The organism is Micromonospora sp. CNZ299 (genome assembly GCF_002754415.1).
This window is the reverse complement of sequence record NZ_PEFG01000001.1, coordinates 365,430-385,664: the sequence shown is the minus strand read 5'-3', so window position 1 is coordinate 385,664 and position 20,235 is coordinate 365,430. Positions and strand designations below refer to the sequence as shown.

Below are 20,235 nucleotides of genomic sequence, written 5' to 3'. Positions count from 1 at the left end.
GTCTGTCTTCGGCCCTGGCCGGCCAGACTTCTGAGTCGGTAATCAGCCTCTGCTCGGTCGGCTGGCCGACTGCGTCATGGCTGACCGTGGTCAAGGCTGACCACCGGGGGAAAGCCGGGCGGGGGGCCCGGCACGGGAGGGGTGACCATGGCGGGCGAAGCCGGCTCGGGTGCACTACGCGAACTGATCCTGGTGGTCGCGGTCGCGCTCACCGGGCTGTTGCTCGCCATGGTTGCGGCCTTCGCACCCTGGCACGCCACCCCGGCGGGTAACGCTCCCGCCGGTCTGGTGGAGCTGCACGGCCCTGGCGACCAGGGCTCCGGCCCGGCGGTCGCCCACGTGGGTTGAGCAGCGACCGGCCGACCGGTGCCGGCGGAGGGGCAGGCCCGGTCAGGATCGGTACGAGATGTGGTCGGGTCGGCGGGGCACCGACCCGACCACATCACCGCCGCCGTTTCACGAGGTGGTGGGGGCGTGGTCGGTCGAGTTGCGGGTGAGCAGGTCGGCCAGGGTGGTGCTGTCGACCACCGTGGCGATCGCCCCGTGCACCGCCAGCCAGACGTCGGCCAGCCCGGCGGCCACACCGTGGTAGCCGGCGCGCTCGGCCGGCAGGCCGCGCACCGTGGTGAGCGAACCGCCGACCGCCCGTAACACGTCCCCGACGGTGATCCCGTCGGCTGCGCGGGTCAGCGCGTACCCGCCGTCGGCGCCCCGATGGCTGTGCAGCAGACCGGCTCGGCGCAGGTCGAGCAGGATGCCCTGCAGGAAGCTGAGCGGGATGTCCTGCACCTCGGCCAGGCTGGCCGCCTTCACCAACTCACCGTCTCCGCTCCCGCCGCCGCCGCGACTGGCGGCGGCGACGGCGAGCATCGCCCGGAGCGCGTAGTCGCTGCGCGCGGAGACGTACACGGGTCAGTTGCCCGCCTGGTCGAGCACGCCCCAGCGCCGCCGGATCGCCTTGTCCGCCGCGCCGAAGGCGGCATCCACGCCGAGGCCGAGCACCAGGATGACGATCATGGTGGAGAGCAGCCAGGGTGCGTCGGACAGTTCGCGGGAGTAGGTCAGCTGCGCGCCGAGCGACGTCTGCGAGATGCCGACCACGATCAGCTCACCGGCCATCAGGCTGCGCCAGGAGAACGCCCAGCCCTGCTTGAGCCCGGCGACGATCGCCGGCAGGGCGGCCGGCGCGATGACGTACCGGTAGAGATTGAGCCCCCGAGCGCCCAGGTTGCGACCGGCGCGCAGCAGCAGCGGTGGCACGTAGTCCACGCCGGAGATCACCCCGTTGGCGATGGACGGCGCCGCGCCGAGCACCACCACGAAGAAGATCGCCTTCTCGCTCAGCTCGAACAGCAGGATGGCCAACGGGAACCAGGCGATCGACGGCATGGTCTGCAACGCCGTGATCATCGAGCCGATGGCGGCCCGGAGCACCTTGGACCGGGCCACCGCCAGGCCCAGCAGCAGACCGACCGCGACCGAGAAGACATAGCCGACGGCGGCCCGCCGCAACGTCGTGACCAGGCCCTCCCAGAGCTGCGGGCCCTGTGCCTGGTTGACCAGCTCGCGGCCGACCTCCAGCGGCCCCGGCAGCGAGTACGGCGGCTTCCAACCCGACCAGACCACCAGCTGCCAGGCCAGGATGGCGATGGCCAGCGCGGCGAGCTTGGGCCAGGTGGCGGCCCAGAACCGGGAACCCCGGGAAACCTCCGGGTCCCGGCCGGCGATCTCCAGCGCGTCCAGGCCGGAGATCTGCGCGTCGGTACGCGCCGTGTTGGTCAGGGTGTCACTGGCCATGGCGGCCCACCTCCGTACGGAGCCGCTCGGTGACCTCGGCGGCGATGGCGGCGACCTCGGGGGAGTCGATCCGTCGGGGGCGCGGGATGTCCACCTCGGTGGAGTAGATGATCCGGCCGGGACGGCTGGAGAGCAGGATGATCCGGTCGGCCAGTCGGGCGGCCTCGCGGACGTTGTGCGTCACGAAGAGCACCGAGAGGTTCCGCTCGGACCAGATGCGTTCCAGCTCGTCGTGCAGGATGTCCCGGGTCATCGCGTCCAGTGCGCCGAACGGCTCGTCCATCAGCAGCACCGGCGTGTCCAGGGCCAGCGTGCGGGCCAACGCGACCCGTTGCCGCATGCCCCCGGAGAGCTCGTGGGGGCGCTTGCGGCCGAAGTCGGCCAGGTGCACCGTACGCAGCAACTCGGCGACCCGCTCGCGCCGCTCGGCCCGGGGCAGCCGACGCAGCTTCAGCGGCACCTCGACGTTGCCGTCGACGGTCAGCCAGGGAAACAGCGCCGGTTCCTGGAACATCAGCCCCGGGTTGGCGTCGCCGGCCAACGTGATCTGCCCGCCGCTGGGCCGGTCCAGCCCCGCGACCAGGTTCAGCAGGGTGCTCTTGCCGCAGCCGGAGGCACCGACCAGGCAGACGAACTCGCCGGGTGCGACGTCCAGCGACACACCGTCGAGGGCCAGGACGGCGTTCGGCCCGCGCCCGTACACCTTGGTCACGCCGGAGAGCGCGACCGCGGTGGTCGCGCTCTGCGGCGTCGTCGTGGTCGACGTCATGGCTGGACGACCTCGGGCTTGCCCTGCGACTTGAGCGCGTTGTTGAGGTACTTGAGGTCGTACAGGCCCTTGAGGTCGACCGGTTCGGTCAGCTTGACCTCGACGGCGTGGTCGAGGCCGGCCTTGAGCGAGGTCGCGATCGGGTCGTTGGTGAATTCCAACGTCGGCCACGCCTGCTTGATGAGCTTCAGGTCCAGCGGCTTTCCGGTGATCTTGCCGATCGCCTCGGAGATGGCCTGCTGAGCTTCCTCGGGCTTGGTGTTGACGAACTCGTTAGCGGCCACCTGACCGTCGACCAGCTTCTGCACCACGTCCGGGTGTGCCTTGAGGAACTTCGTGCTGACCAGCAGGTTGGTGATGACGAACTTCTTGTCCGGCCACAGGTCGCGCTCGTCGACGAGCACCTTGCCGCCGGCGTTGACCAGGCGGGAGACGAACGGCTCGGGCACCCAGGCACCGTCGATCGCGCCGCTGTTGAACGTCTCGACCGTCTGGGCGTTCTCCTGCGGGACGATCTTGACGTCGCCGCCACCCTCCTTGGTGGTGGTCAGACCCTGCTGCTTGAGCCAGTAGCGGATCGCCACGTCCTGGGTGTTGCCCAGCTGCGGGGTGGCGATCTTCTTGCCCTTCAGGTCCTGCGCGCCGGCGATGCCGGGCTTTACCACCAGCGCCACGCCGCCGGAGGCCGCGCCGGAGATGACCCGGACGGCCTCACCCTTGGACTTGGAGAAGGCGTTCACTGTCGGGTTCGGACCGATGTAGGTGGCGTCCAGCGCACCGGAGAAGACGGCCTCGATGGCGGCCGGGCCGGCGTTGAAGGTCTTCGGGTCCAGCTTGACGTCGGCGCCGAGCTTCTCGGCGAAGATGCCCTTCTCCACGCCGACGACGGCCGGCGCGTGCGTGATGTTGGGGAAGTAGCCGAGGCGCAGCGTCACCGGGCCGGAGCTGCCGCCCGTGCCCTCGCTGTCGTCGCCGCACGCGGCGGTGCTGCCCAGGGTCGCCGCACCGAGGGCGGCGAGAGTGGCCAGGGTGACCAGCCGGCGCATGGGAAGCCGTCTCATCGTCCATCCAATCCGCAGTATTCCTACTTAGTTGGTAGGAAGACTGGGCCAGGCCGCGATCAGCGTCAAGACCCATCCACATGGCGGGATGGCGCGTCTCAGTCATGTCGGTATTTCCTACCAGCTTGCTAGGTTAAACCGGACTCGGTGATCGGCAGAGAGGCGAATTCGCGATGAGCTTCCACTGGTTCCTGCCCACCTCCGGCGACGGTGACCAGGTCGGTGCCGCCACCGTCACCGCGGGCGCCGCCCGCCACGACCGGGCCGCCACCGTGGCCTACCTGGCCGAGGTCGGCCGGGCCGCCGAGACGCACGGCTTCACCGCCGTTCTCACGCCCGTGGGCGCCGGCTGCCCCGACCCGTGGATCGTCTGCGCGGCGGTCGCCCAGCACACCGAGCGGCTCGGCATGCTGGTCGCCGTTCGGGCCGGCTTCGCGCTGCCCACCCTGATCGCCCAACAGGCCGAGGCGTTCCAGGCCATCTCCGGTGGCCGGCTGTCGCTCAACATCGTCACCGGCGGCGACCCGGCCGAGCAGCGGGCGTACGGCGACTTCCTCGGGCACGACGACCGCTACGCGCGCACCGGCGAGTTCATCGAGGTGCTCCGCCGCGCCTGGGCCGGCCGGCCCTTCGACTACGCCGGGAGGCACTACCGGGTCGACCAGGGCGGCCTGGCCACCCCGCTCGCCGAGCCACCGCCGGTCTACTTCGGCGGCGCGTCCCCGGCCGCCGAGACGGTGGCTGCCCGACAGGCCGACGTGTACCTGATGTGGGGCGAACCGCCGACGTCGATCGCCGCCCGGGTCGCCCGGGTCCGGGCGCTCGCCGCCGAGCAGGGCCGCACCCTGCGCACCGGTCTGCGGCTGCACGTCATCGCCCGACCCACCGGCGCCGAGGCGTGGGCGGAGGCCGACCGGCTGCTGGCCGGGATGAGCCCCGAGCGGATCGCCGCCGCACAGGCCAGGTTCCGCCGGATGGACTCGGTGGGTCAGGCCCGGATGGCCGCGCTCAACGCCGGTCGCACCGACGGGCTCACCGTCGCGCCGAACCTCTGGGCCGGCGTCGGCCTGGTCCGCGAGGGTGCCGGCACCGCGCTGGTCGGCAGCTACGCCGAGGTGGCGGCCCGCATCGACGAGTACGCGGCACTCGGCGTCGACGAGTTCGTCCTCTCCGGCTGGCCGCACCGGGAGGAGGCCGAGCGGGTCGGCGCCGAGGTGCTGCCCCGTGTCCGCCCGACACCCGAGCGGCATCACGCGGCGGGTGATGAACGGCGCGTGGGGGCGCGGTAAGCCTCGCTCGACGCGGTCCGCGCCGGCGCGGGTTATCCCTCGGCGGTGGGTCGGTTGTGCACCACCAACTCGTCGATCTCCAACCGGCCGACGCGCAGCTCCCGCACGACCGCCCGGCGGATCGCCAGCCGCCCGATGACCAGCGCTCCGACGGCCACGGCCCCGACGGCCACCGCCCCCACGGCGAGGGCACCGAGCGACGCCGCTCCCACAGCCCGCGCGCCGGTCGCCGCCGCGCCGGTAGCCCGCGCGCCGGTCGCCGCCGCGCCCGTCGCCGCCGCGCCGCTCGCGCGCGCCCCGGTCAACCGCATCAGGCGTGTCTCTCGTTTCATCTCCCCATTGTCCCCGCACGGCCGGTCGCCCGCTTCCCACCGGTCCCGGATGTCACCCCGCCGCCCGACGCACCCGCCGTCTCACCCTCGCGGTGGCGGCGGCTCCGGGAGGTCGCGGGTGGCGGGGGTGTCGACGCGCTAGGGTCGATCCCGTGGCGGCGCGGAGATCCAGAATTCCAGCGACGAAGTATCCGGTCGAGCGGTTCACCCTCGACAACGGCCTGCGGGTGGTGCTCACCCCTGATCGCAGTGCCCCGGTGATTGGGGTGGCGGTGGTCTACGACGTCGGCATCCGCTCGGAGCCGGAGGGGCGCACGGGCTTCGCCCATCTCTTCGAGCACCTGATGTTCCAGGGTTCGGAAAACCTGGAGAAGCTGGCCCACTTCCGGCACGTGCAGGGCGCTGGTGGCACCTTCAACGGCTCCACCCACCTGGACTACACCGACTACTTCGAGACGCTGCCGAGCAACGCGCTGGAACGCGCGCTGTTCCTGGAGGCGGACCGGATGCGTGGCCCCCGACTGACCGAGGAGAACCTGCGCAACCAGGTCGACGTGGTCAAGGAGGAGATCCGGGTCAACGTCCTCAACCGGCCGTACGGCGGCTTCCCCTGGCTGACCCTGCCGCCGGTCATGTTCGACACCTTCCCGAACGCGCACGACGGCTACGGCTCCTTTGACGACCTGGAGTCGGCGACCGTCGCCGACGCGGCGGACTTCTTCCGCCGCTACTACGCCAGCGGTAACGCGGTCCTCGCCGTCAGCGGCGACATCGACGTGGCCGAGGCGACCGAGCTGGTCACCCGGCACTTCGGTGACGTGCCAGCCCGACCGGCGCCGAAACGGCCCGACTTCACCGAGCCCGAGCTGACCGCCGAGCGGCGCACCTCGTACACCGATGCCCTGGCGCCGCTGCCGGCGGTGGCCGGCGCCTGGCGTGTGCCCGACCCGGTCACCGACTTCGCCGGCTACCTGCCGTACGTGGTGCTGGCCGAGGTGCTCACCGACGGCGACGCGTCGCGGCTGGTCGAGCGGCTGGTGCAGCGCGACCGCACGGTGACCAGCCTCGGCGGATACCTCGGTTTCATGGGTGACCCGTTCGACGTCCGCGACCCCACAGCGCTGCTGTTGCAGGCGCATCTGCCGCCCGGGGGCGACGTGGACAAGGTGCTGCGCACCATCGACGAGGAGTTGGACCGGCTGGCCACCGACGGGCTGACCGACGGTGAGCTGGCCCGCACCCAGGCCCGGATGGCGACCCATCTGCTGCGGGACACCGACGCGGTGCTCGGCCGGGCGCTGCGGATGGCCGTGCTGGAGCAGCAACGCGGCGAACCGGGCCTGCTCAACGAGTTGCCCCGGCTGGTCGGCGACGTCACCGAGGACCAGGTCCGGGCCGCCGCGGCCACTCTGCGGCCGGAGCGCCGGGCCGCCATCGAGGTCATTGCCGGAGGCGTTCGGTGAGCGCGAGGAGTGAGCCGGTTTTGCGAGCCCCGCAGTCGCGAACGAAGGTGGCACAGTGACTACGACCACTGCTCCCGTCGGGCCGCGTACGCTGCCGCCGCTGGGGCCGACCCGCAAGCTCAAGGTGCCCAAGCAGGCCGAACGTACGCTGCAAAACGGTCTCACCGTGATCGCCGTACGCCGGCCCGCCGTGCCGCTGGTCGAGTTGCGGCTCTGGGTTCCGTTCGGTCGGGTGCACCTGGCTCGCGGCGCGATGCTTTCGCAGACGATGCTCTCCGGCACCGAGTCGATGACGAGCGTGCAGCTCGCCGCCGAGTTGCAGAAGGTGGGTGGCGGGCTCTCCGCGGGCGTCGACCCGGACCGGCTGATGCTCTCGGGCGCCGGGCTGGTCACCGGCCTGGACCGGATGCTGGAGCTGCTGGCCGAGGTGCTGACCAGCGCCAGCTACCCGAGCGACGAGGTGGCCACCGAACGGGACCGACTGGTCGACCGGATCCAGGTGGCGCAGAGTCAGCCGGCGCACCTGGCCCGGGAGGCGCTGCTGAAGCGGATCTACGGCCGGCACCCGTACGCGACGCAGACCCCGGAGCCGGGCCAGATCCGCGCCGTCCGCCCGGCGGCGTTGCGCACCCTGCACGCGGAGCGGGTCCACCCGGCCGGCGCGCAGTTGGTGCTGGTCGGTGACGTGCAGCCGGAGAAGGCCCTGGACGCCGCCGAGCGGGCGCTCGGCGGCTGGGCCGGCGCCGGGCGTGTGGCCGAGCTGCCGGCGACGCCGCCGCTGGAGCCGGGCCCACTGCTGCTGGTCGACCGGCCGGGCTCGGTGCAGTCCTCGCTGCGGATCGCGCTTCCGGCCGTGTCCCGCACCGACCCCGACCACGCCCCGCTGCAACTGGCCAATCTGATCTTCGGCGGTTACTTCTCCTCCCGTTGGGTGGAGAACATCCGCGAGGACAAGGGCTACACGTACGGCCCGCACTCGGGGATCGAGCACTCCGTGGCCGGGTCGGTGCTGGTGGCCTCCGCCGAGGTGGCCACCGAGGTCACCGGGCCGGCGCTGCTGGAGACGACTTATGAGTTGGGCCGGTTGGCGTCGCTGCCACCGAAGCCCGAGGAGTTGGAGCAGGCCCGTCAGTACGCCCTAGGCACTCTCCAGCTCGGCATGTCCACCCAGGCCGGGTTGGCGGCGTTGACCAGCGCGTACGCGGGCAACGGGCTGCGCCTCGACTTCCTCGCCGAGTATGCGGCGAGGTTGGCGAAGGCGAGCATCGACGATGTCGCGCGTGCCGGCGCCCGGTACCTGGCACCGGCTCGGGCGGCGATCGTGGTGCTCGGTGACGCCGAGCGGGTCACCCCGGGCCTCGCCGCGCTGACTCCGGTCCACACCGAGCCCAAGCTGTGAGCGAGCGCAGCGAGCGAGCCATGGGGCTCAGCAGTGGGCCGTCTCACGGCGGCGTGGAGCGAAGCGGAGCGCTGGCGTGAGTGGGGAGGCGGCGCCGCCGTTGGCCCGGTCCACGCTGGATCGAGCCGCGCACCGGCGGGGCGACTCGCAGTGGCTGACCGAGGCGTGGCTGCGTGGCCGCGTGCTGCTGCTCGATTCGACCGACGAGGGTCGGACGTTGGCCCGCACCGACACGTCGCCACCGGCGTTGGTGCTGTTCGGTGCGGCCGACGTGCCGGCCGGGTCCGAGTCGACGGCGATGTTCCTCGGTGTCGAACCGGACGGGGTGCCGGTCTTCGCGGTCGACGCGCCGCTGCCGGCGTTGCCGGGGACCCGGGCGGTCAACCTGCGCGAGGTGGGCCACCTGCTGGCCGACCGGGAGGCCGGCATCTTCACCACGGCGTTGGCGCTGCTCAACTGGCACACCCGGCACGGCTACTCGACGAGCACCGGGGCGCCGACCGCGATGGACGAGGCGGGCTGGTCCCGGGTGGACCGTAACGGTGGGCGGATCTGGCCGCGTACCGACCCGGCAATGATCGTGCTGGTGCACGACGGTGTGGACGGCCCGGACGGTCGCTGCCTGCTTGGCAACAACGCCGGTTGGCCGGGCACCCCGGGCGGCCGGCGCTATTCCTGCCTGGCCGGCTATGTCGAGCCCGGCGAGTCGGCGGAGGCCGCCGTGCTGCGCGAGGTCCGCGAGGAGGTGGGCATCGGGGTCGAGCGCATCGGGTACGTGGGCAGCCAGGCGTGGCCGTTCCCCGGCTCGCTGATGCTGGGTTTCCTGGCCACCGCGAACCCGAACGATCCGGTGCGGGTCGATCCGTCCGAGATCGCGTACGCCCGGTGGTTCTCGCGCCGGGAGATCGGGGCGGCGCTGGCCGGGCGGACGGTGGACGTGGGTGACGGTGCCCAGCTGATCCTGCCACCGCCGTCGTCGATCGCGCTGTTCCTCATCCACCGGTGGCTGGACGGCTGGGTGGACGCCGACCGGTGAAGCACGGTCCCGACCCGTGGCCGCCGTTGCCGCGGCGGTCACGGGCCGGGAACACGGGCCGTCGTGGTCGGTGGGTGCGATAAACGCGGCGGGGGAGCCGATCCGACCACGACGGACGTCTTGTCGAGTCAGGTGCCGTTGCGGCCCGGTCTGTGTCGGAAGGCCGCGCGGGGCTCGATCAGCGGCACGACCTTGACCCGTTGCTTGCCGGCGCGGACCGCGCCGACCGTGGCCAGAGCGCGGGCCAGCAGCAGTGCGGCGTCCCGGTCCTCGGCGTGCACGGTCTGCCGTCGTGGCTCGGGGGTGGTCGTCTCGTCGCGGAGTCGGTGGCCGTCTGCCCAGGCAGCGGCGATGTCCCCGTCGGCGACGGCGCGGATGTCGGTGCGAACGATCAGGAACCGCATGAGGGTCTCCGGATGAGCCGCGATGGATAAGCCAGTGTGGAAGTTCCACGTATCCGAGGGCCATGTTACGCCCCGTGTTCGTCCCAGCAACTGAAACGCGCCTATCAGTTCGGAGCGTCGTCCGATCAGCCGATGCAGCTCAGGGGGTCGGCGGGCGCGTACAGCGACGGGGCCGCCGGCAGTGCGCCGACGGCCCCGTACCTGTCACCGGCTCAGTTCAGATCGAACTGGCCCTTCTTGGCTCCGGTGATGAAACCGAGCCACCCTGCGCGGTTGAACAGCAGCACCGGGCCGCCTCGGTCCTTGCTGTCGCGCAGGGCGACCGCCGACGGGCCGGCGTTGAGTGGGGCGACCTCCACGCAGTTGGAGGTCTGGCTGCGTGTGCTGGTACGCCACGGGGCATCCGCCAGCGAGTGAGCGGAGACGGACGGCGTGTTACGGATGTCGTTCATGGTTCTGCTCCTGATGTGAAGCGATCCGATGGGACGAGTGGTGCCGCACGCCCCGACGGAGGGTCGGTCCCCCGTGGATCACCGATCCGTCAGCCGCCCCGAGGCCCGGCGGCGCTGGGTCGGCGCCGTTGCCGGCCCGAACGCCACTGTGGATGGGGGCGCCGCCTCGGTCAGCCGTCCCGTTGACTCGATCAGCCAGGAGAGGGTGTCCTCGGCGTTCAGTGCCGACGTGCATAGCCACTCGAACACCACTTTATAGCGATTTAGCGCGATTGCCTCGGTCGACATGACGTCGGTGAAGCCACCTTCGATGGCCAATGTCTCCGGATCGAGGGGATCGGCGAACCGGTAGACCGAGAACGCGGTCGGCGGGAGGTACCAATTGCCGATCTGGGTGTCGCGAAGCAGCACGTGCAGCGTCACGTTCGGCAGCAGGGCCAGCTCACAGAGCTGGAGCAGTTGTTCGTGCAGCACTTCGGGCGGCCCGGCGCGGCGGCCGAGAGCGGCCTCCTCCAGCACGGCGGTGTAGCGGGGCGCGTGCGGCTCACGGGTCAGCAACGACTGACGGGCCATCCGCGCCTGCACCTCGGTCTCCGGCTCGTCGTCGGGCTCGGGCTCGCCCGCGCCCGCGCCCACCTGCCGGGCGGAGACGATCCGGACCTGGGCGTAACCCGGGGTCTGCAACAGGCCGGGCACCAGCACCGGGTTGTATTCGGAGATCTCGGCGCAGCCCGCCTCCAACTCGGCCCAACTGCGCTGCTGCTGCGTCATCACCGGGAAGTTCTTCAACCAGCCGCGCATGTCGCCGGCCTCGCTGGTGATGCCGAGCAACTCGTCGTGCACCGCCTGGTCGACGCCGTAGAGATCCAACAGGTCGCCGACGTCCTGCGGGTCCGGTCGGCTGCGGCCGTTCTCCAGGCGGGACAGTTTGGACGCGGAGGCCCAACCGATACGCTCGATCACCTGGTCGCCGGTGAGGCCCGCGGCCTCACGCAGGCGGCGCAGCTCGACGCCCAATCGGCGACGACGCAGGATCGGGCTGGGTGCGGCAGGAGGCACAGTGTCCTCTTTCCCGTCGACCGCCGCTGGCGCGACGGTAACTGTATGAAATTCGCCCCCCACGGTCAGTATGGACGGCGCGACCGGTGTCGGAGGTTCCGGCGGGGGCGTGTCCTGCAAAAATCGGACCACGGGAATGCCGGACGATGACGGACCCGCGGTCGCGGCCCACGTCGACCTCGCCCAGCCGGGCAGGCCATCCCGCCGGAGGGACCCATGCGCACGATCCTGCGCCGACCCGACTTCCGCCTGCTCTTCGGCGGTCTGCTGGCCAGCATGACCGCCGAGTCGATCCTGCTGCTCGCGCTCGCCATCTGGGTCAAGGATCTGACCGGCTCGAACGGGCTGGCCGGTGCCACGATCTTCGCCGTCATCGCGCCGATGATGCTGGCACCGCTGGTCGGCTGGTTCGTCGACCGGTACCCGCGTCGGCCGTTCTTTCTGGCCGCGAACGTGCTCACCGCCGCCCTGCTCACCCCGTTGTTCGCCGTCCGGCACGCGGGCGACGTCTGGATCGTCTACCTGGTGGCCGCCCTCTACGGGCTGTCGTCCATCACGCTCGGCGCGGCGCTCAGCGGGCTGATCCGGGAGATGGTGCCGGTCGAGCTGCTGGCCGAGGCGAACGGCCTGCTCCAGACCGTACGGCAGGGGATGCGGCTGATCGGCCCGCTGGCCGGCGCGGCGCTCTACGCGGCGCTCGGTGGGTGGGCGCTGGCCGGGATCGGGATCGTCGGATTTCTGACCGCCGCGGCGGTGGTCACCGCTCTACCCACTCCGCAGCAGGCGCTACCGCCCGTGCGGCTGCGCTGGCCAGCCGAGCTGGGCGCGGGCCTGCGGCACCTGGCCGGCGAGCCGGCCCTGCGCCGGGCACTGCTCGGCTACGGCCTGGGATCACTGGTGATGGGCTTCAGCGAGTCGCTCATCTTCGCGTACGTCGACCAGGGGTTGAACCGGGACGCCGCGTTCGTGGGCGTGCTGGTCACCGTGCAGGGCGTGGGCGGGTTGCTCGGCGGGCTCTGCTCACCGGCGCTGGTCCGCAGGCTCGGTGAGGTCGGCACACTGGCCGCCGGTGTCGCGTTCTTCTCCCCGGCCGCGCTCGCGCTCGCGTACCCCGACATCCGGCTCGGGTTTGCGGCGGTGCTGCTGGCCGGCGTTTCGCTCCCGCTGACGATGGTCGGGCTGCACACGCTGATCCAGCGTCGGACCCCGCCCACGCTGGTCGGCCGGGTCGCCGCGGCCACGCAGGCGGTGGTCAGTGGCCCGCAGGCGTTCTCCATCGGGGCGGGCGCCCTGCTGGTCGGGTTCCTGGACTACCGGCTGCTCTTCGCGCTGGTCGGGGTGGCCACCCTGATCGCCGGTGGCTACCTCTGGCGGGGCCGGCACCTGAGCGCGCCCCCCGGCACCCGCCCGCCCACGCCGGCCCTTCCGGTGCTCCCGGCACCCCGGCGACCGGCAGAGGACGCCGACCGGCCGCTGGCGACCGGCACCCACCTTCCGCCTCCACGATGACCGACCTCGGAACACGACGAGCGGCCGCCCCGAGTGGGGCGGCCGCTCGTCGACGGTCATCTGGCCGGTCAGGCGGTGAGGGTCTCCAGGTGCTGCTTGACCTGGGTGATCGAGGGATTCGTCAGGGCGCTGCCGTCGTCGAAGCGCAGGGTCGGCACCGTCTGGTTGCCGCCGTTGACGCTCATCACGAACTCCGCGGCCTTCGGGTCCTGCTCGATGTCGACCACCTCGTAACCGATGCCCTCCCGGTCGAGCTGCGACTTCAGCCGGTGGCAGTAGCCGCACCAGGGGGTGGAATACATCGTCAACATGGTCGGATCCTCCAACTCCTCCGGCCGCGGCTTGCGGATCAAGCCGAGGCTGTTCGCTGCAACGCTGAGGGGAGCTGAGATGATTCCTGGTTGTGGCGGTTCACTCAGCGTCGGAACACGTGCTCGCCGGGCTGGACCCTGAGCAGCGCTCCGCGGTGACCGCGCCCGCCGGCCCGGTCTGCATCCTTGCCGGCGCCGGCACCGGCAAGACCCGGGCGATCACCTCCCGGATCGCCCACCGGGCACTCTCCGGTGAGATATCCCCCCGGCACGTGCTCGCGGTCACCTTCACCGCCCGTGCCGCCGCCGAGATGCGACACCGTCTCACTCTGCTCGGGGCGCACGGTGTCCAGGCGCGGACCTTCCACGCCGCTGCGCTGCGGCAGGTGCGGTACTTCGCGCCCCGCCTGCTGTCCGGCCGGGCCATGCCCGAGTTGCTGGACAGCAAGGTGCGGCTGGTCACCCTCGCTTCTGCCCGGGTCGGCCTGCGCACCGACCGGGCCGCCGCGCGCGACCTGGCCGGCGAGATCGAGTGGGCCAAGTCGTCGCTGGTCGAGCCGACGGACTACGTGGTGGCCGCCGCCCGGGCGCTGCGCGACACACCGCACGAGCCGGCGAAGGTGGCCGAGGTGTTCACCGCGTACGAGCAACTCAAACGCTCGAACGGCGTGATCGACTTCGAGGACATGCTGCGTGCCGCGGTGTGGGGCATCGAGGAGCACCCGGACGTCGGCGAGCAGATCCGCACCCAGTACCGGCACTTCGTGGTCGACGAGTACCAGGACGTCAACCCACTCCAGCAGCGGTTGCTGGACGCCTGGCTGGCCGGCCGCAACGACCTGACCGTGGTCGGCGACGCCAGCCAGACGATCTACTCGTTCACCGGGGCCACCTCGGCGTACCTGGTCGACTTCCCCCGCCGGCACCGCAACGCCACGGTGGTCCGGCTGGTCCGCGACTACCGCTCCACCCCGCAGGTGGTCGGGCTGGCCAACGCGGTGATCTCCCAGGCCCGGGGCACCGAGGCGCGGTTGCGGCTGGAGCTGAGCGGGCAGCGCCCACCCGGCCCCGAGCCGGACCTGCGGATCTTCACCGACGAGCCGGCCGAGGCGAACGCGGTCGCCGCGCGCTGCCGCGCCCTGATCGACGCGGGCACGCCGGCGAAGGAGATCGCCGTGCTGTTCCGGGTCAACGCGCAGTCCGAGGCGTACGAGAAGGCGCTCACCGAGGCCGCGGTGCCGTACGTCGTGCAGGGCGCCGAGCGGTTCTTCGAGCGGACCGAGGTACGCCAGGCGATGGTCGCGCTTCGCGCCGCCACCCGCTCGATCCCCGGGGAGACGCCGTTGCCGGCCGCCGTCGTCGAGGCGCTCACCGCGGTCGGCTGGGCCCCGGACGCACCCCCGGCCGGTGGCGCCGCCCGCGAGCGCTGGGAGGCGCTGTCCGCGCTGGTCCAGCTCTCCGAGGAGTACGCGGCCAGCCCCGAGGTGGTGCCGATCGGCGAGGCCGCGTCGGTGGAACGTCCCGTTACGCTCACCGACTTCACCGAGGAACTCGCCCGCCGGGCCGCCCAGCAGCACGTACCGACTGTGGACGGGGTGACCCTCGCCTCGCTGCACTCCGCCAAGGGGCTGGAGTGGGACGCGGTCTTCCTGGTCGGCCTCGCCGAGGGCACCATGCCCACCACGTACGCCAAGACCGTCGAGCAGGTCGAGGAGGAGCGTCGGCTGCTCTACGTCGGGATCACCCGAGCGCGGCAGTGGCTCTGGTTGTCGTACGCCGCAGCACGCTCGCCGGGCGGACGGGCCCGGCGGCCGTCGCGGTTCCTGCCCCAGCTGGACCGCTCCGGCGGCACCGAACGGGCGTCCGGCGGCGGCACCGGTCCGGCGGCCAAACGCACCGAGCGGCGTCGAACCCAGATCGTCTCCTGTCGGATCTGCGGCGCCACCCTGCTCGCCGGCCCGGACCGCAAGCTGGGTCGGTGCCCCACCTGCCCGTCCGACATCGACGATGAGCTGCACGAACGGCTGCGCGAGTGGCGGCAGCGGGTGGCCGGGGCGCAGAAGGTCCCCGCCTACGTGGTGTTCACCGACGCGACGCTGATCGCGCTGGCCGAGCGGCGGCCCGAGCGGTCGGAGGAACTGATCGCCATCGCCGGTATCGGCCCCCGCAAGCTGGGCCTCTACGGGGAGTCGGTGCTGGCGCTGGTGGGGGGCGCGGGTGTGGACGATGTCTGCCCTGAGAAAACTTTCGAAATCTCGTCGTAAATTCGTTTGCCCTCGCCCCGGCGCGAGGAATAGCCTCAGGACACACCACGCGAGCGGCGCCATTCCGGCTGCTCACGGGGGTTGGTCCAGTCGATCCGAGGAACGTGAGGGAGGTGGGTCCCGTGAAGATCTTCACCTATGAGCGTCTGGCGGCGATGCCGTCTGTCTGCGCTCCGCTGTCGGCTGTCCGGGTGGCCCTCACGGCTGCACGACCGTCGGTTCCGCAGGTGCACCAGGTTCAGACCGAGCTGAGCCTGACCCTCGCACCAGTCGGAGTCGAGGGGACCAGTGGCTTCACGGGCAATGGCATCCAGGTCGCCAAGAAGCGCATGGATGTCCGCGGCGTTCCACCTCGAGGTAAACCGGTCTGACCATCAGACACCGGCTCACCTCGAGGCCGCGGAACCCGCTTACCGGGATCCGCGGCCTCAGTTTTTTGCCCGCCGTAAGTACGTCGGAATGCGATCCACGAGATCGAATGTGAGAGAGAGGTGACCGGGAGATGAGTCTGGCGTTGGCCCCACTCGACATGAGCATCGAGATGGAGGCGAACCTGCCCTGCCGGAAGTTCGACCCTGACCTGTGGTTCTCCGACTCGCCCACCGAGCTCGAGCTGGCCAAGTCGCTCTGCGGGGACTGCCCGCTGCGTGTCGAATGCCTGGCCGGAGCTGTTGAGCGAGCGGAGCCGTGGGGCGTCTGGGGCGGCGAGATCTTCGAGCGTGGCGCGGTCGTCCCGCGTAAGCGGCCCCGTGGCCGTCCACGTAAGGAGGACGTCGCTCGTGACGCCGAGCTTCGGGTCGAGGCCGAGGCGCGCCTGGCGGCCAGTGGGCTGTCCGAGGTGCGTGGCGCGGTCCGGCTGGCAGCCTGACGTGTTCCCGATCCGTACCAACTACGCCGGTGTCGCACCGGCAGTGAGTGAGAAGACGATGTTCAACGTCCCGAGTGGAGCCTTCGAGATGCAACTACTCCACGAAGCGTTGTCCCGGGCTCGAATGCGCCGGCCTCAGGCCGGTCGTACCACCACGAGCACTGAGGCAACCCGATCCGCCCGTACCGTCGCCATGAACAGCCGCAACCAGACGGCACGCGACCTGGGCGTTCTCTAGTACCACCGCACACAGAAGGGCGGGTGCCGACCGGCACCCGCCCTTCTGGACGTCCTCAGGCGACCGGGGCGAAGCCGGGCAGCCAACGCTCCAGGATGCTGCGGTACGGAGCCTTCGCCTCCAACTGGCAGAGAATTCCGATCGAGCCGAGCGTCACCCGGTGGATCAGCAGGTACGACGGCGGTAGGTTGAGCTGCCTGCTCAGCTGGTACGTGGGGGAGCGCGGGCTGGCGAGTCGACCCGCCTCGGCCCGCAGCCAGGCCCGGGTGAACCGGAACCCGTCCGCCGCGATGGGCTCCAGCATCGGACGGATGAAGTCGAGCACCCCCTCGGCGTCGATCTGCTCGGTGGCGCCGATGAAGCCCTCCGAGCGCAGCCCCGCCACCACCTCGTCGGCGTCGCCGCGCAGCGCCATCGCGGCGATCCGACCGATCGGCTCCGGCGTTCCCTCCGGCATCCGGGCCACCGCGCCGAAGTCGATCACCCCGAGTCGGCCGTCGGGCAGCAGCCGGAAGTTTCCCGGGTGCGGGTCGGCGTGCAGCAACCCGGCCCGTTGCGGAGCGGAGAGGTGCAGGGTGGCCATCAGCCGGCCCGCCTCGTCCCGCTCCTCCTCGGTGCCCTCGCGGATGATGTCGGCCAACGGGGTGCCCGTCACCCACTCGGTGACCAGCACCCGGGGTGCCGCGTTGATCACCTGCGGGATGTAGATCTCCGGGTCGTCGGCGTACGCGGCCGCGAAGGCGCGCTGCGACTCGGCCTCCAGCTCGTAGTCCAGTTCCTCGGTGATCCGCTCGCGCAGCTCGACCAGGAGCGGCTTGACGTCCAGACCGGGTTGGATGGCCCGGAACATTCCGCCCAGCCGGGAGAGCTGCTTGAGGTCGGAGAGGAGCGCTTCACCGGCGCCCGGATATTGGATCTTGACCGCCACGTCGCGGCTGTTCGGTGCGCCGGACTCGTCGAACCCCGGCTCCCGCCACCGTGCCCGGTGCACCTGGCCGATGCTGGCGGCGGCGGCCGGGGTGTCGTTGAACTCGACGAACAGGTCCCGCCAGTCGGGGCCGAGCTGCTCGGCCAGCACCTTGTGCACGCTGGCGATCGGCAGCGGCGGCGCCGCCTCCTGGAGCTTCGTGAGCGCCTGGCGGTAGGGCGCGGCGATCTCCTCCGGCAGTGCCGCCTCGAAGACCGACAGCGCCTGGCCGAACTTCATCGCCCCACCCTTGAGCTGGCCCAACACGCTGAACAGCTGCTCGGCGGTGCGCTGCTGGATCTCCGCGGAGATCACGTCGGAGGCGAGCCCGGTGACGCGCTTTCCCATGCCGAGAACGGTCCGGCCGGCGAAGCCGAGCGGCAGGGCGGCGAGCTTGGCGGTGCGGGACACGGCGCGGCGCGGTATGTCGGTCACACGGTCATTGTTACCGACCGGAGGGCTCCGCTGCTGCTCTGCGGCCGGGCTGGTGCGGACACTCGACCTCGCGAGCACCCGCACGCCGGGTGTGGCGGCCAGCCCCGACGGCGGAAGCGGCCCGCGCCGGTGATCTCCATGGCCCCACCGAGGGTCTCCGGCTGACCGCCGTCGAGCTGCGTCAGCGCCTCGGCCAGCGCGTACCCGATGGCTGCCAGCAGGGTGCTGGTCGCTCCGGCGGCGACCGGGTCGGTGGCGGCGAGCTGGGCGGCGAGCCGCGGCCAGTCCGGGTCGCGGTCGGCCCGGTGCAGCTCGACGCAGTGCAGGCAGGGCCCGGCCGGTGGGCGGACCAGCGGCCCGACGACCGGTACGCCCTCGCGCAGCGTGACCAGCAGGTGTGGCTGCCGGCGTTGGGCCAGACCGGCGGCCACCAGCGCGGGTGGCCGGTCCGTGCCGAGCTGGATCACCAGGTCCACCCGGGTGGACCGGCCCCGCTGGGTGCCGGTGCCTGGCGCGACGCGGTTGACCGCCGCCCGCACGGCCGGTGCCAGCGGGTGACCCAGCTCGGTGGCGGGGATGCCCGTGCCGACCAGGTCGACGGGTCGGACCGGGCCGGTGAGGTGGGGGATCACCTGCCCTACGCCGGCCTGGGCCAACGCCACCGTCAGCGGCCCGCCGAGCGCCCCGGCACCGGTGAGCACGACCCGGGTGGTCCGCCGACGGCGCAGGACCTGTGCGGGGGTGCCGGGCAGTCGAGCGGCGGCCAGGGCCAACGCGCCGGCCTCCGCCGCCAGCCGGGCGCGGACCGGGCCGGCCAGGTCACGGGGGAGCAGGCTGTGCGCGGGCACCAGCAGGCCGGCCGTACGCAGGGCGTCGAGCAGCGTACGTGCCTCGTCGGCGGTGACCCGGACGGTGGCCGCCTGCGTCAGGACGGAGCGTTCGCTGCGGGTGCCGTCGAGCAGGTCGAGCAGATGGGCGGCTCGGGGATTGGCCAGCTCCAGCAGCACGGCGGGCCCCGGGCCGACGCCGAGCTGGAGGGTGTGCCGGTCCCGCCAGAGCCGGTTGAGGCCGGGCAGCAGCGTGGGACGGGGCAGTACGGTGCGACTCATGGTCACCAATCGTGACCGTGACTTCGCGTTCGGTCGATCGTTGTCCACAGGCGCCCAGGCCGCTGTCCAGCGTTGTCCACAGGCTTTGCCGGGTTTTCCACAGGCTGCCGGCGAGACTGTCGGTCACCCGACAGGCGGTCGACGACCCGACGACCGCCCAGGACGGCAACGGGGCGGGGTGACCACCGGCCACCCCGCCCCCGTCACCCGTACGGTCAGACCTTGGCCTTGCCCAGGATGCGGTTCACTGTTGTCCCGCAAACCGGACACTTGCCCTTGGCCATGTTCATTCCGGTCTTCGAGACCTCGACGTGCCCCTCGAAGTCCCGCTTCTCCTTGCACTTGACGCAGTAACCGTTGTAGGTCGTCTGGGCCTGGTCGGCCACGGTGCCCTCCTCGTCTCGTCCGCCGGTCAATGCCGTCCCGGCGGGGTGCCCGGCGGCGGGCCACACGGGGCGCCGGCGCTGGGTCTCACTCCGCGGCCACCTTCGTGACCGCTGGTTCGCGGACCCTACCCAGGTCTGGGCAGTTCCATGTCAGCTGTGCATCGACACTGTGAGCAAGTCGACGTCGAGAGTGTGCATGGCGAAATAGGTCGGATAAGTCAGTTTGGCGGGGACACGCCGACCAAACCCTCACAGCCACCCGTGCGAGTGCCCCCGGCGCGGCCTCCGGCCGGTGATCACCTACGGTGGAGAGGCGTCGTGCGACACCGCCATCGGCGTTCACGAAGGGTGACGAGATGGCGTGGCGGGGCCGTCGTCAAGAAATTTTCCGGACGCCTGACGACCAATCACCATTTTCTGGGCGCGTGTCGCGTGGTTGACCCTTGCGGACCCCTGGTCAGTACGCATTAGCTTTCCTTCGTGACACGTAGCCGAGGCTGCGCGGGCCAGTGATGGCGGGGACGCGCAAGCCGGTCGTCGAGGTGCGGCGCAGCCAGCGCCGACGACGCACGGTGTCTGCGTACCGTGACGGTGAGCGGGTCGTCGTCCTCATCCCGGACCAGTTCTCCCGAGCCGAGGAGAGCGAGTGGGTCGACCGCATGCTCGCCCGGCTCGCCGCCCGGGAGGGGCGCCTGGCCCGCTCCGATGCCGAGCTGCTGGCCCGGGCGCGCCGGCTCATCGACCTCTACCTGGCCGAATACCCCACGAAGGCCGTTCCGGCCAGCGTCCGATGGGTCACCAACCAGAACGGCCGGTGGGGCTCCTGCACGCCGGCCGACCGCAGCATCCGAATCTCGCACCGCGTTCAGGAAATGCCCGACTGGGTGATCGACTACGTGCTGCTGCACGAGTTGGCGCACCTCATCGTGCCCAGCCACAACGCCCGGTTCTGGGCGTTGGTCGGCCGTTACCCGAAGGCGGAACGCGCCCGCGGCTACCTCGAAGGCGTGGCCGCTGCCTCCTGCGCACCGCTCCCCACCTGATCCACAGACCTCGAGTCTCCGGGCTGCCGCGCGCCGAGCCCTTC

The 20,235-nt window shown here is 71.5% G+C and carries 22 protein-coding genes; 10 read left to right on the top strand and 12 right to left on the bottom strand.

Annotated elements, in window-relative coordinates; translation table 11 throughout:
• Positions 1–147 precede the first annotated feature (147 nt).
• Entirely contained in the window at positions 148–348 is a 201-nt protein-coding gene (locus CLT68_RS01850) for a hypothetical protein (RefSeq protein WP_099856689.1), read from the top strand.
• 108 nt (positions 349–456) lie between these two features.
• Here CLT68_RS01850 and CLT68_RS01845 read toward each other — a convergent pair whose 3' ends face one another.
• From CLT68_RS01845 to CLT68_RS01830, 4 genes are read right to left on the bottom strand one after another with little or no spacing between them, the layout of a single operon-like run.
• Entirely contained in the window at positions 457–909 is a 453-nt protein-coding gene (locus CLT68_RS01845; protein WP_099848430.1) for an RrF2 family transcriptional regulator, read from the bottom strand.
• A gap of 3 nt (positions 910–912) precedes the next feature.
• Positions 913–1,797 carry an ABC transporter permease gene (locus CLT68_RS01840; protein WP_088950062.1) on the bottom strand — a complete coding sequence of 295 codons (885 nt, stop codon included), beginning with the start codon at positions 1,795–1,797 and terminating at the stop codon, positions 913–915.
• Positions 1,787–2,566 carry an ABC transporter ATP-binding protein gene (locus CLT68_RS01835; RefSeq protein ID WP_088950061.1) on the bottom strand — a complete coding sequence of 260 codons (780 nt, stop codon included), beginning with the start codon at positions 2,564–2,566 and terminating at the stop codon, positions 1,787–1,789. The genes CLT68_RS01840 and CLT68_RS01835 overlap by 11 nt, the downstream gene beginning before the upstream one ends.
• A complete protein-coding gene (locus CLT68_RS01830; RefSeq protein ID WP_099848428.1) occupies positions 2,563–3,627 on the bottom strand; it encodes an ABC transporter substrate-binding protein in 1,065 nt (354 codons plus the stop codon). Before CLT68_RS01830 ends, CLT68_RS01835 begins: the two co-directional genes overlap by 4 nt.
• A gap of 173 nt (positions 3,628–3,800) precedes the next feature.
• Here CLT68_RS01830 and CLT68_RS01825 point away from each other — a divergent pair, with 173 nt between their 5' ends.
• Entirely contained in the window at positions 3,801–4,916 is a 1,116-nt protein-coding gene (locus tag CLT68_RS01825) for an LLM class flavin-dependent oxidoreductase (protein ID WP_099848426.1), read from the top strand.
• Positions 4,917–4,948: 32 nt separating this feature from the next.
• On the opposite strand, the gene CLT68_RS01820 is transcribed toward CLT68_RS01825, so the two are convergent.
• Positions 4,949–5,248, bottom strand: a complete 300-nt coding sequence (locus tag CLT68_RS01820; protein ID WP_197699566.1) for a hypothetical protein — start codon at positions 5,246–5,248, stop codon at positions 4,949–4,951.
• Positions 5,249–5,400: 152 nt separating this feature from the next.
• On the opposite strand from CLT68_RS01820, the gene CLT68_RS01815 reads away from it, so the two are divergent.
• The 3 genes from CLT68_RS01815 (at position 5,401) to nudC (ending at position 9,146) form a co-directional block, all read left to right on the top strand.
• Positions 5,401–6,711 (top strand): M16 family metallopeptidase, encoded by a 1,311-nt coding sequence (locus CLT68_RS01815; RefSeq protein ID WP_099848424.1) that lies wholly within the window; start codon positions 5,401–5,403, stop codon positions 6,709–6,711.
• 55 nt (positions 6,712–6,766) lie between these two features.
• Positions 6,767–8,110 (top strand): M16 family metallopeptidase, encoded by a 1,344-nt coding sequence (locus tag CLT68_RS01810; protein ID WP_099848422.1) that lies wholly within the window; start codon positions 6,767–6,769, stop codon positions 8,108–8,110.
• Between the two features lie 76 nt (positions 8,111–8,186).
• Positions 8,187–9,146, top strand: a complete 960-nt coding sequence (nudC, locus tag CLT68_RS01805; RefSeq protein ID WP_099848420.1) for an NAD(+) diphosphatase — start codon at positions 8,187–8,189, stop codon at positions 9,144–9,146.
• Positions 9,147–9,274: 128 nt separating this feature from the next.
• Here the strand turns inward: nudC and CLT68_RS01800 are convergent, their stop codons facing one another.
• From CLT68_RS01800 to CLT68_RS01790, 3 genes are all read right to left on the bottom strand, one after another.
• Positions 9,275–9,550, bottom strand: a complete 276-nt coding sequence (locus CLT68_RS01800; protein WP_088950054.1) for a hypothetical protein — start codon at positions 9,548–9,550, stop codon at positions 9,275–9,277.
• 212 nt (positions 9,551–9,762) lie between these two features.
• Positions 9,763–10,002: a DUF397 domain-containing protein gene (locus CLT68_RS01795; protein ID WP_088950053.1), complete on the bottom strand. Its 240-nt coding sequence runs from the start codon at positions 10,000–10,002 to the stop codon at positions 9,763–9,765.
• A 78-nt stretch (positions 10,003–10,080) separates the two neighbouring features.
• Positions 10,081–11,061, bottom strand: coding sequence for a helix-turn-helix domain-containing protein (locus CLT68_RS01790; protein ID WP_088950052.1), 981 nt, complete (start codon positions 11,059–11,061; stop codon positions 10,081–10,083).
• A 216-nt stretch (positions 11,062–11,277) separates the two neighbouring features.
• Between CLT68_RS01790 and CLT68_RS01785 the strand changes: the two genes are divergently transcribed.
• The gene (locus CLT68_RS01785; protein WP_099848418.1) at positions 11,278–12,570 is read left to right on the top strand and encodes an MFS transporter; all 1,293 of its coding nucleotides are present in this window, start codon (positions 11,278–11,280) and stop codon (positions 12,568–12,570) included.
• Positions 12,571–12,638: 68 nt separating this feature from the next.
• On the opposite strand, the gene CLT68_RS01780 is transcribed toward CLT68_RS01785, so the two are convergent.
• Positions 12,639–12,881: a mycoredoxin gene (locus CLT68_RS01780; RefSeq protein ID WP_088952000.1), complete on the bottom strand. Its 243-nt coding sequence runs from the start codon at positions 12,879–12,881 to the stop codon at positions 12,639–12,641.
• Positions 12,882–12,973: 92 nt separating this feature from the next.
• Here CLT68_RS01780 and CLT68_RS01775 point away from each other — a divergent pair, with 92 nt between their 5' ends.
• The 3 genes from CLT68_RS01775 (at position 12,974) to CLT68_RS01765 (ending at position 16,013) form a co-directional block, all read left to right on the top strand.
• Complete coding sequence (locus CLT68_RS01775; RefSeq protein ID WP_099848416.1) at positions 12,974–15,145, top strand: ATP-dependent DNA helicase UvrD2; 2,172 nt, start codon at positions 12,974–12,976, stop codon at positions 15,143–15,145.
• A 155-nt stretch (positions 15,146–15,300) separates the two neighbouring features.
• Positions 15,301–15,516, top strand: coding sequence for a hypothetical protein (locus tag CLT68_RS01770; protein WP_199177197.1), 216 nt, complete (start codon positions 15,301–15,303; stop codon positions 15,514–15,516).
• A 131-nt stretch (positions 15,517–15,647) separates the two neighbouring features.
• Positions 15,648–16,013, top strand: a complete 366-nt coding sequence (locus CLT68_RS01765; RefSeq protein WP_088950048.1) for a WhiB family transcriptional regulator — start codon at positions 15,648–15,650, stop codon at positions 16,011–16,013.
• A gap of 293 nt (positions 16,014–16,306) precedes the next feature.
• Here CLT68_RS01765 and CLT68_RS01755 read toward each other — a convergent pair whose 3' ends face one another.
• The 3 genes from CLT68_RS01755 to CLT68_RS01745 form a co-directional block, all read right to left on the bottom strand.
• Complete coding sequence (locus CLT68_RS01755; RefSeq protein ID WP_099848412.1) at positions 16,307–17,653, bottom strand: ABC1 kinase family protein; 1,347 nt, start codon at positions 17,651–17,653, stop codon at positions 16,307–16,309.
• Complete coding sequence (locus CLT68_RS01750) at positions 17,650–18,762, bottom strand: TOMM precursor leader peptide-binding protein (RefSeq protein WP_099856687.1); 1,113 nt, start codon at positions 18,760–18,762, stop codon at positions 17,650–17,652. The genes CLT68_RS01755 and CLT68_RS01750 overlap by 4 nt, the downstream gene beginning before the upstream one ends.
• Before the next feature lie 215 nt (positions 18,763–18,977).
• Positions 18,978–19,148, bottom strand: a complete 171-nt coding sequence (locus CLT68_RS01745) for a DUF5679 domain-containing protein (protein WP_167457767.1) — start codon at positions 19,146–19,148, stop codon at positions 18,978–18,980.
• Between the two features lie 512 nt (positions 19,149–19,660).
• Between CLT68_RS01745 and CLT68_RS01740 the strand changes: the two genes are divergently transcribed.
• Positions 19,661–20,191, top strand: a complete 531-nt coding sequence (locus CLT68_RS01740) for a M48 metallopeptidase family protein (protein ID WP_099848410.1) — start codon at positions 19,661–19,663, stop codon at positions 20,189–20,191.
• Positions 20,192–20,235 lie beyond the last annotated feature (44 nt).

What these genes read in the sequence shown, in the direction of transcription:
- CLT68_RS01850 (WP_099856689.1), top strand. Translation starts at nt 148, where the DNA reads ATGGCGGGCGAAGCCGGCTCGGGTGCACTACGCGAACTGATCCTGGTG.
- CLT68_RS01840 (WP_088950062.1), bottom strand. Translation starts at nt 1,797, where the DNA reads ATGGCCAGTGACACCCTGACCAACACGGCGCGTACCGACGCGCAGATC.
- CLT68_RS01835 (WP_088950061.1), bottom strand. Translation starts at nt 2,566, where the DNA reads ATGACGTCGACCACGACGACGCCGCAGAGCGCGACCACCGCGGTCGCG.
- CLT68_RS01830 (WP_099848428.1), bottom strand. Translation starts at nt 3,627, where the DNA reads ATGAGACGGCTTCCCATGCGCCGGCTGGTCACCCTGGCCACTCTCGCC.
- CLT68_RS01825 (WP_099848426.1), top strand. Translation starts at nt 3,801, where the DNA reads ATGAGCTTCCACTGGTTCCTGCCCACCTCCGGCGACGGTGACCAGGTC.
- CLT68_RS01820 (WP_197699566.1), bottom strand. Translation starts at nt 5,248, where the DNA reads ATGAAACGAGAGACACGCCTGATGCGGTTGACCGGGGCGCGCGCGAGC.
- CLT68_RS01800 (WP_088950054.1), bottom strand. Translation starts at nt 9,550, where the DNA reads ATGCGGTTCCTGATCGTTCGCACCGACATCCGCGCCGTCGCCGACGGG.
- CLT68_RS01795 (WP_088950053.1), bottom strand. Translation starts at nt 10,002, where the DNA reads ATGAACGACATCCGTAACACGCCGTCCGTCTCCGCTCACTCGCTGGCG.
- CLT68_RS01785 (WP_099848418.1), top strand. Translation starts at nt 11,278, where the DNA reads ATGCGCACGATCCTGCGCCGACCCGACTTCCGCCTGCTCTTCGGCGGT.
- CLT68_RS01780 (WP_088952000.1), bottom strand. Translation starts at nt 12,881, where the DNA reads ATGTTGACGATGTATTCCACCCCCTGGTGCGGCTACTGCCACCGGCTG.
- CLT68_RS01770 (WP_199177197.1), top strand. Translation starts at nt 15,301, where the DNA reads ATGCCGTCTGTCTGCGCTCCGCTGTCGGCTGTCCGGGTGGCCCTCACG.
- CLT68_RS01765 (WP_088950048.1), top strand. Translation starts at nt 15,648, where the DNA reads ATGAGTCTGGCGTTGGCCCCACTCGACATGAGCATCGAGATGGAGGCG.
- CLT68_RS01750 (WP_099856687.1), bottom strand. Translation starts at nt 18,762, where the DNA reads ATGAGTCGCACCGTACTGCCCCGTCCCACGCTGCTGCCCGGCCTCAAC.
- CLT68_RS01740 (WP_099848410.1), top strand. Translation starts at nt 19,661, where the DNA reads ATGGCGGGGACGCGCAAGCCGGTCGTCGAGGTGCGGCGCAGCCAGCGC.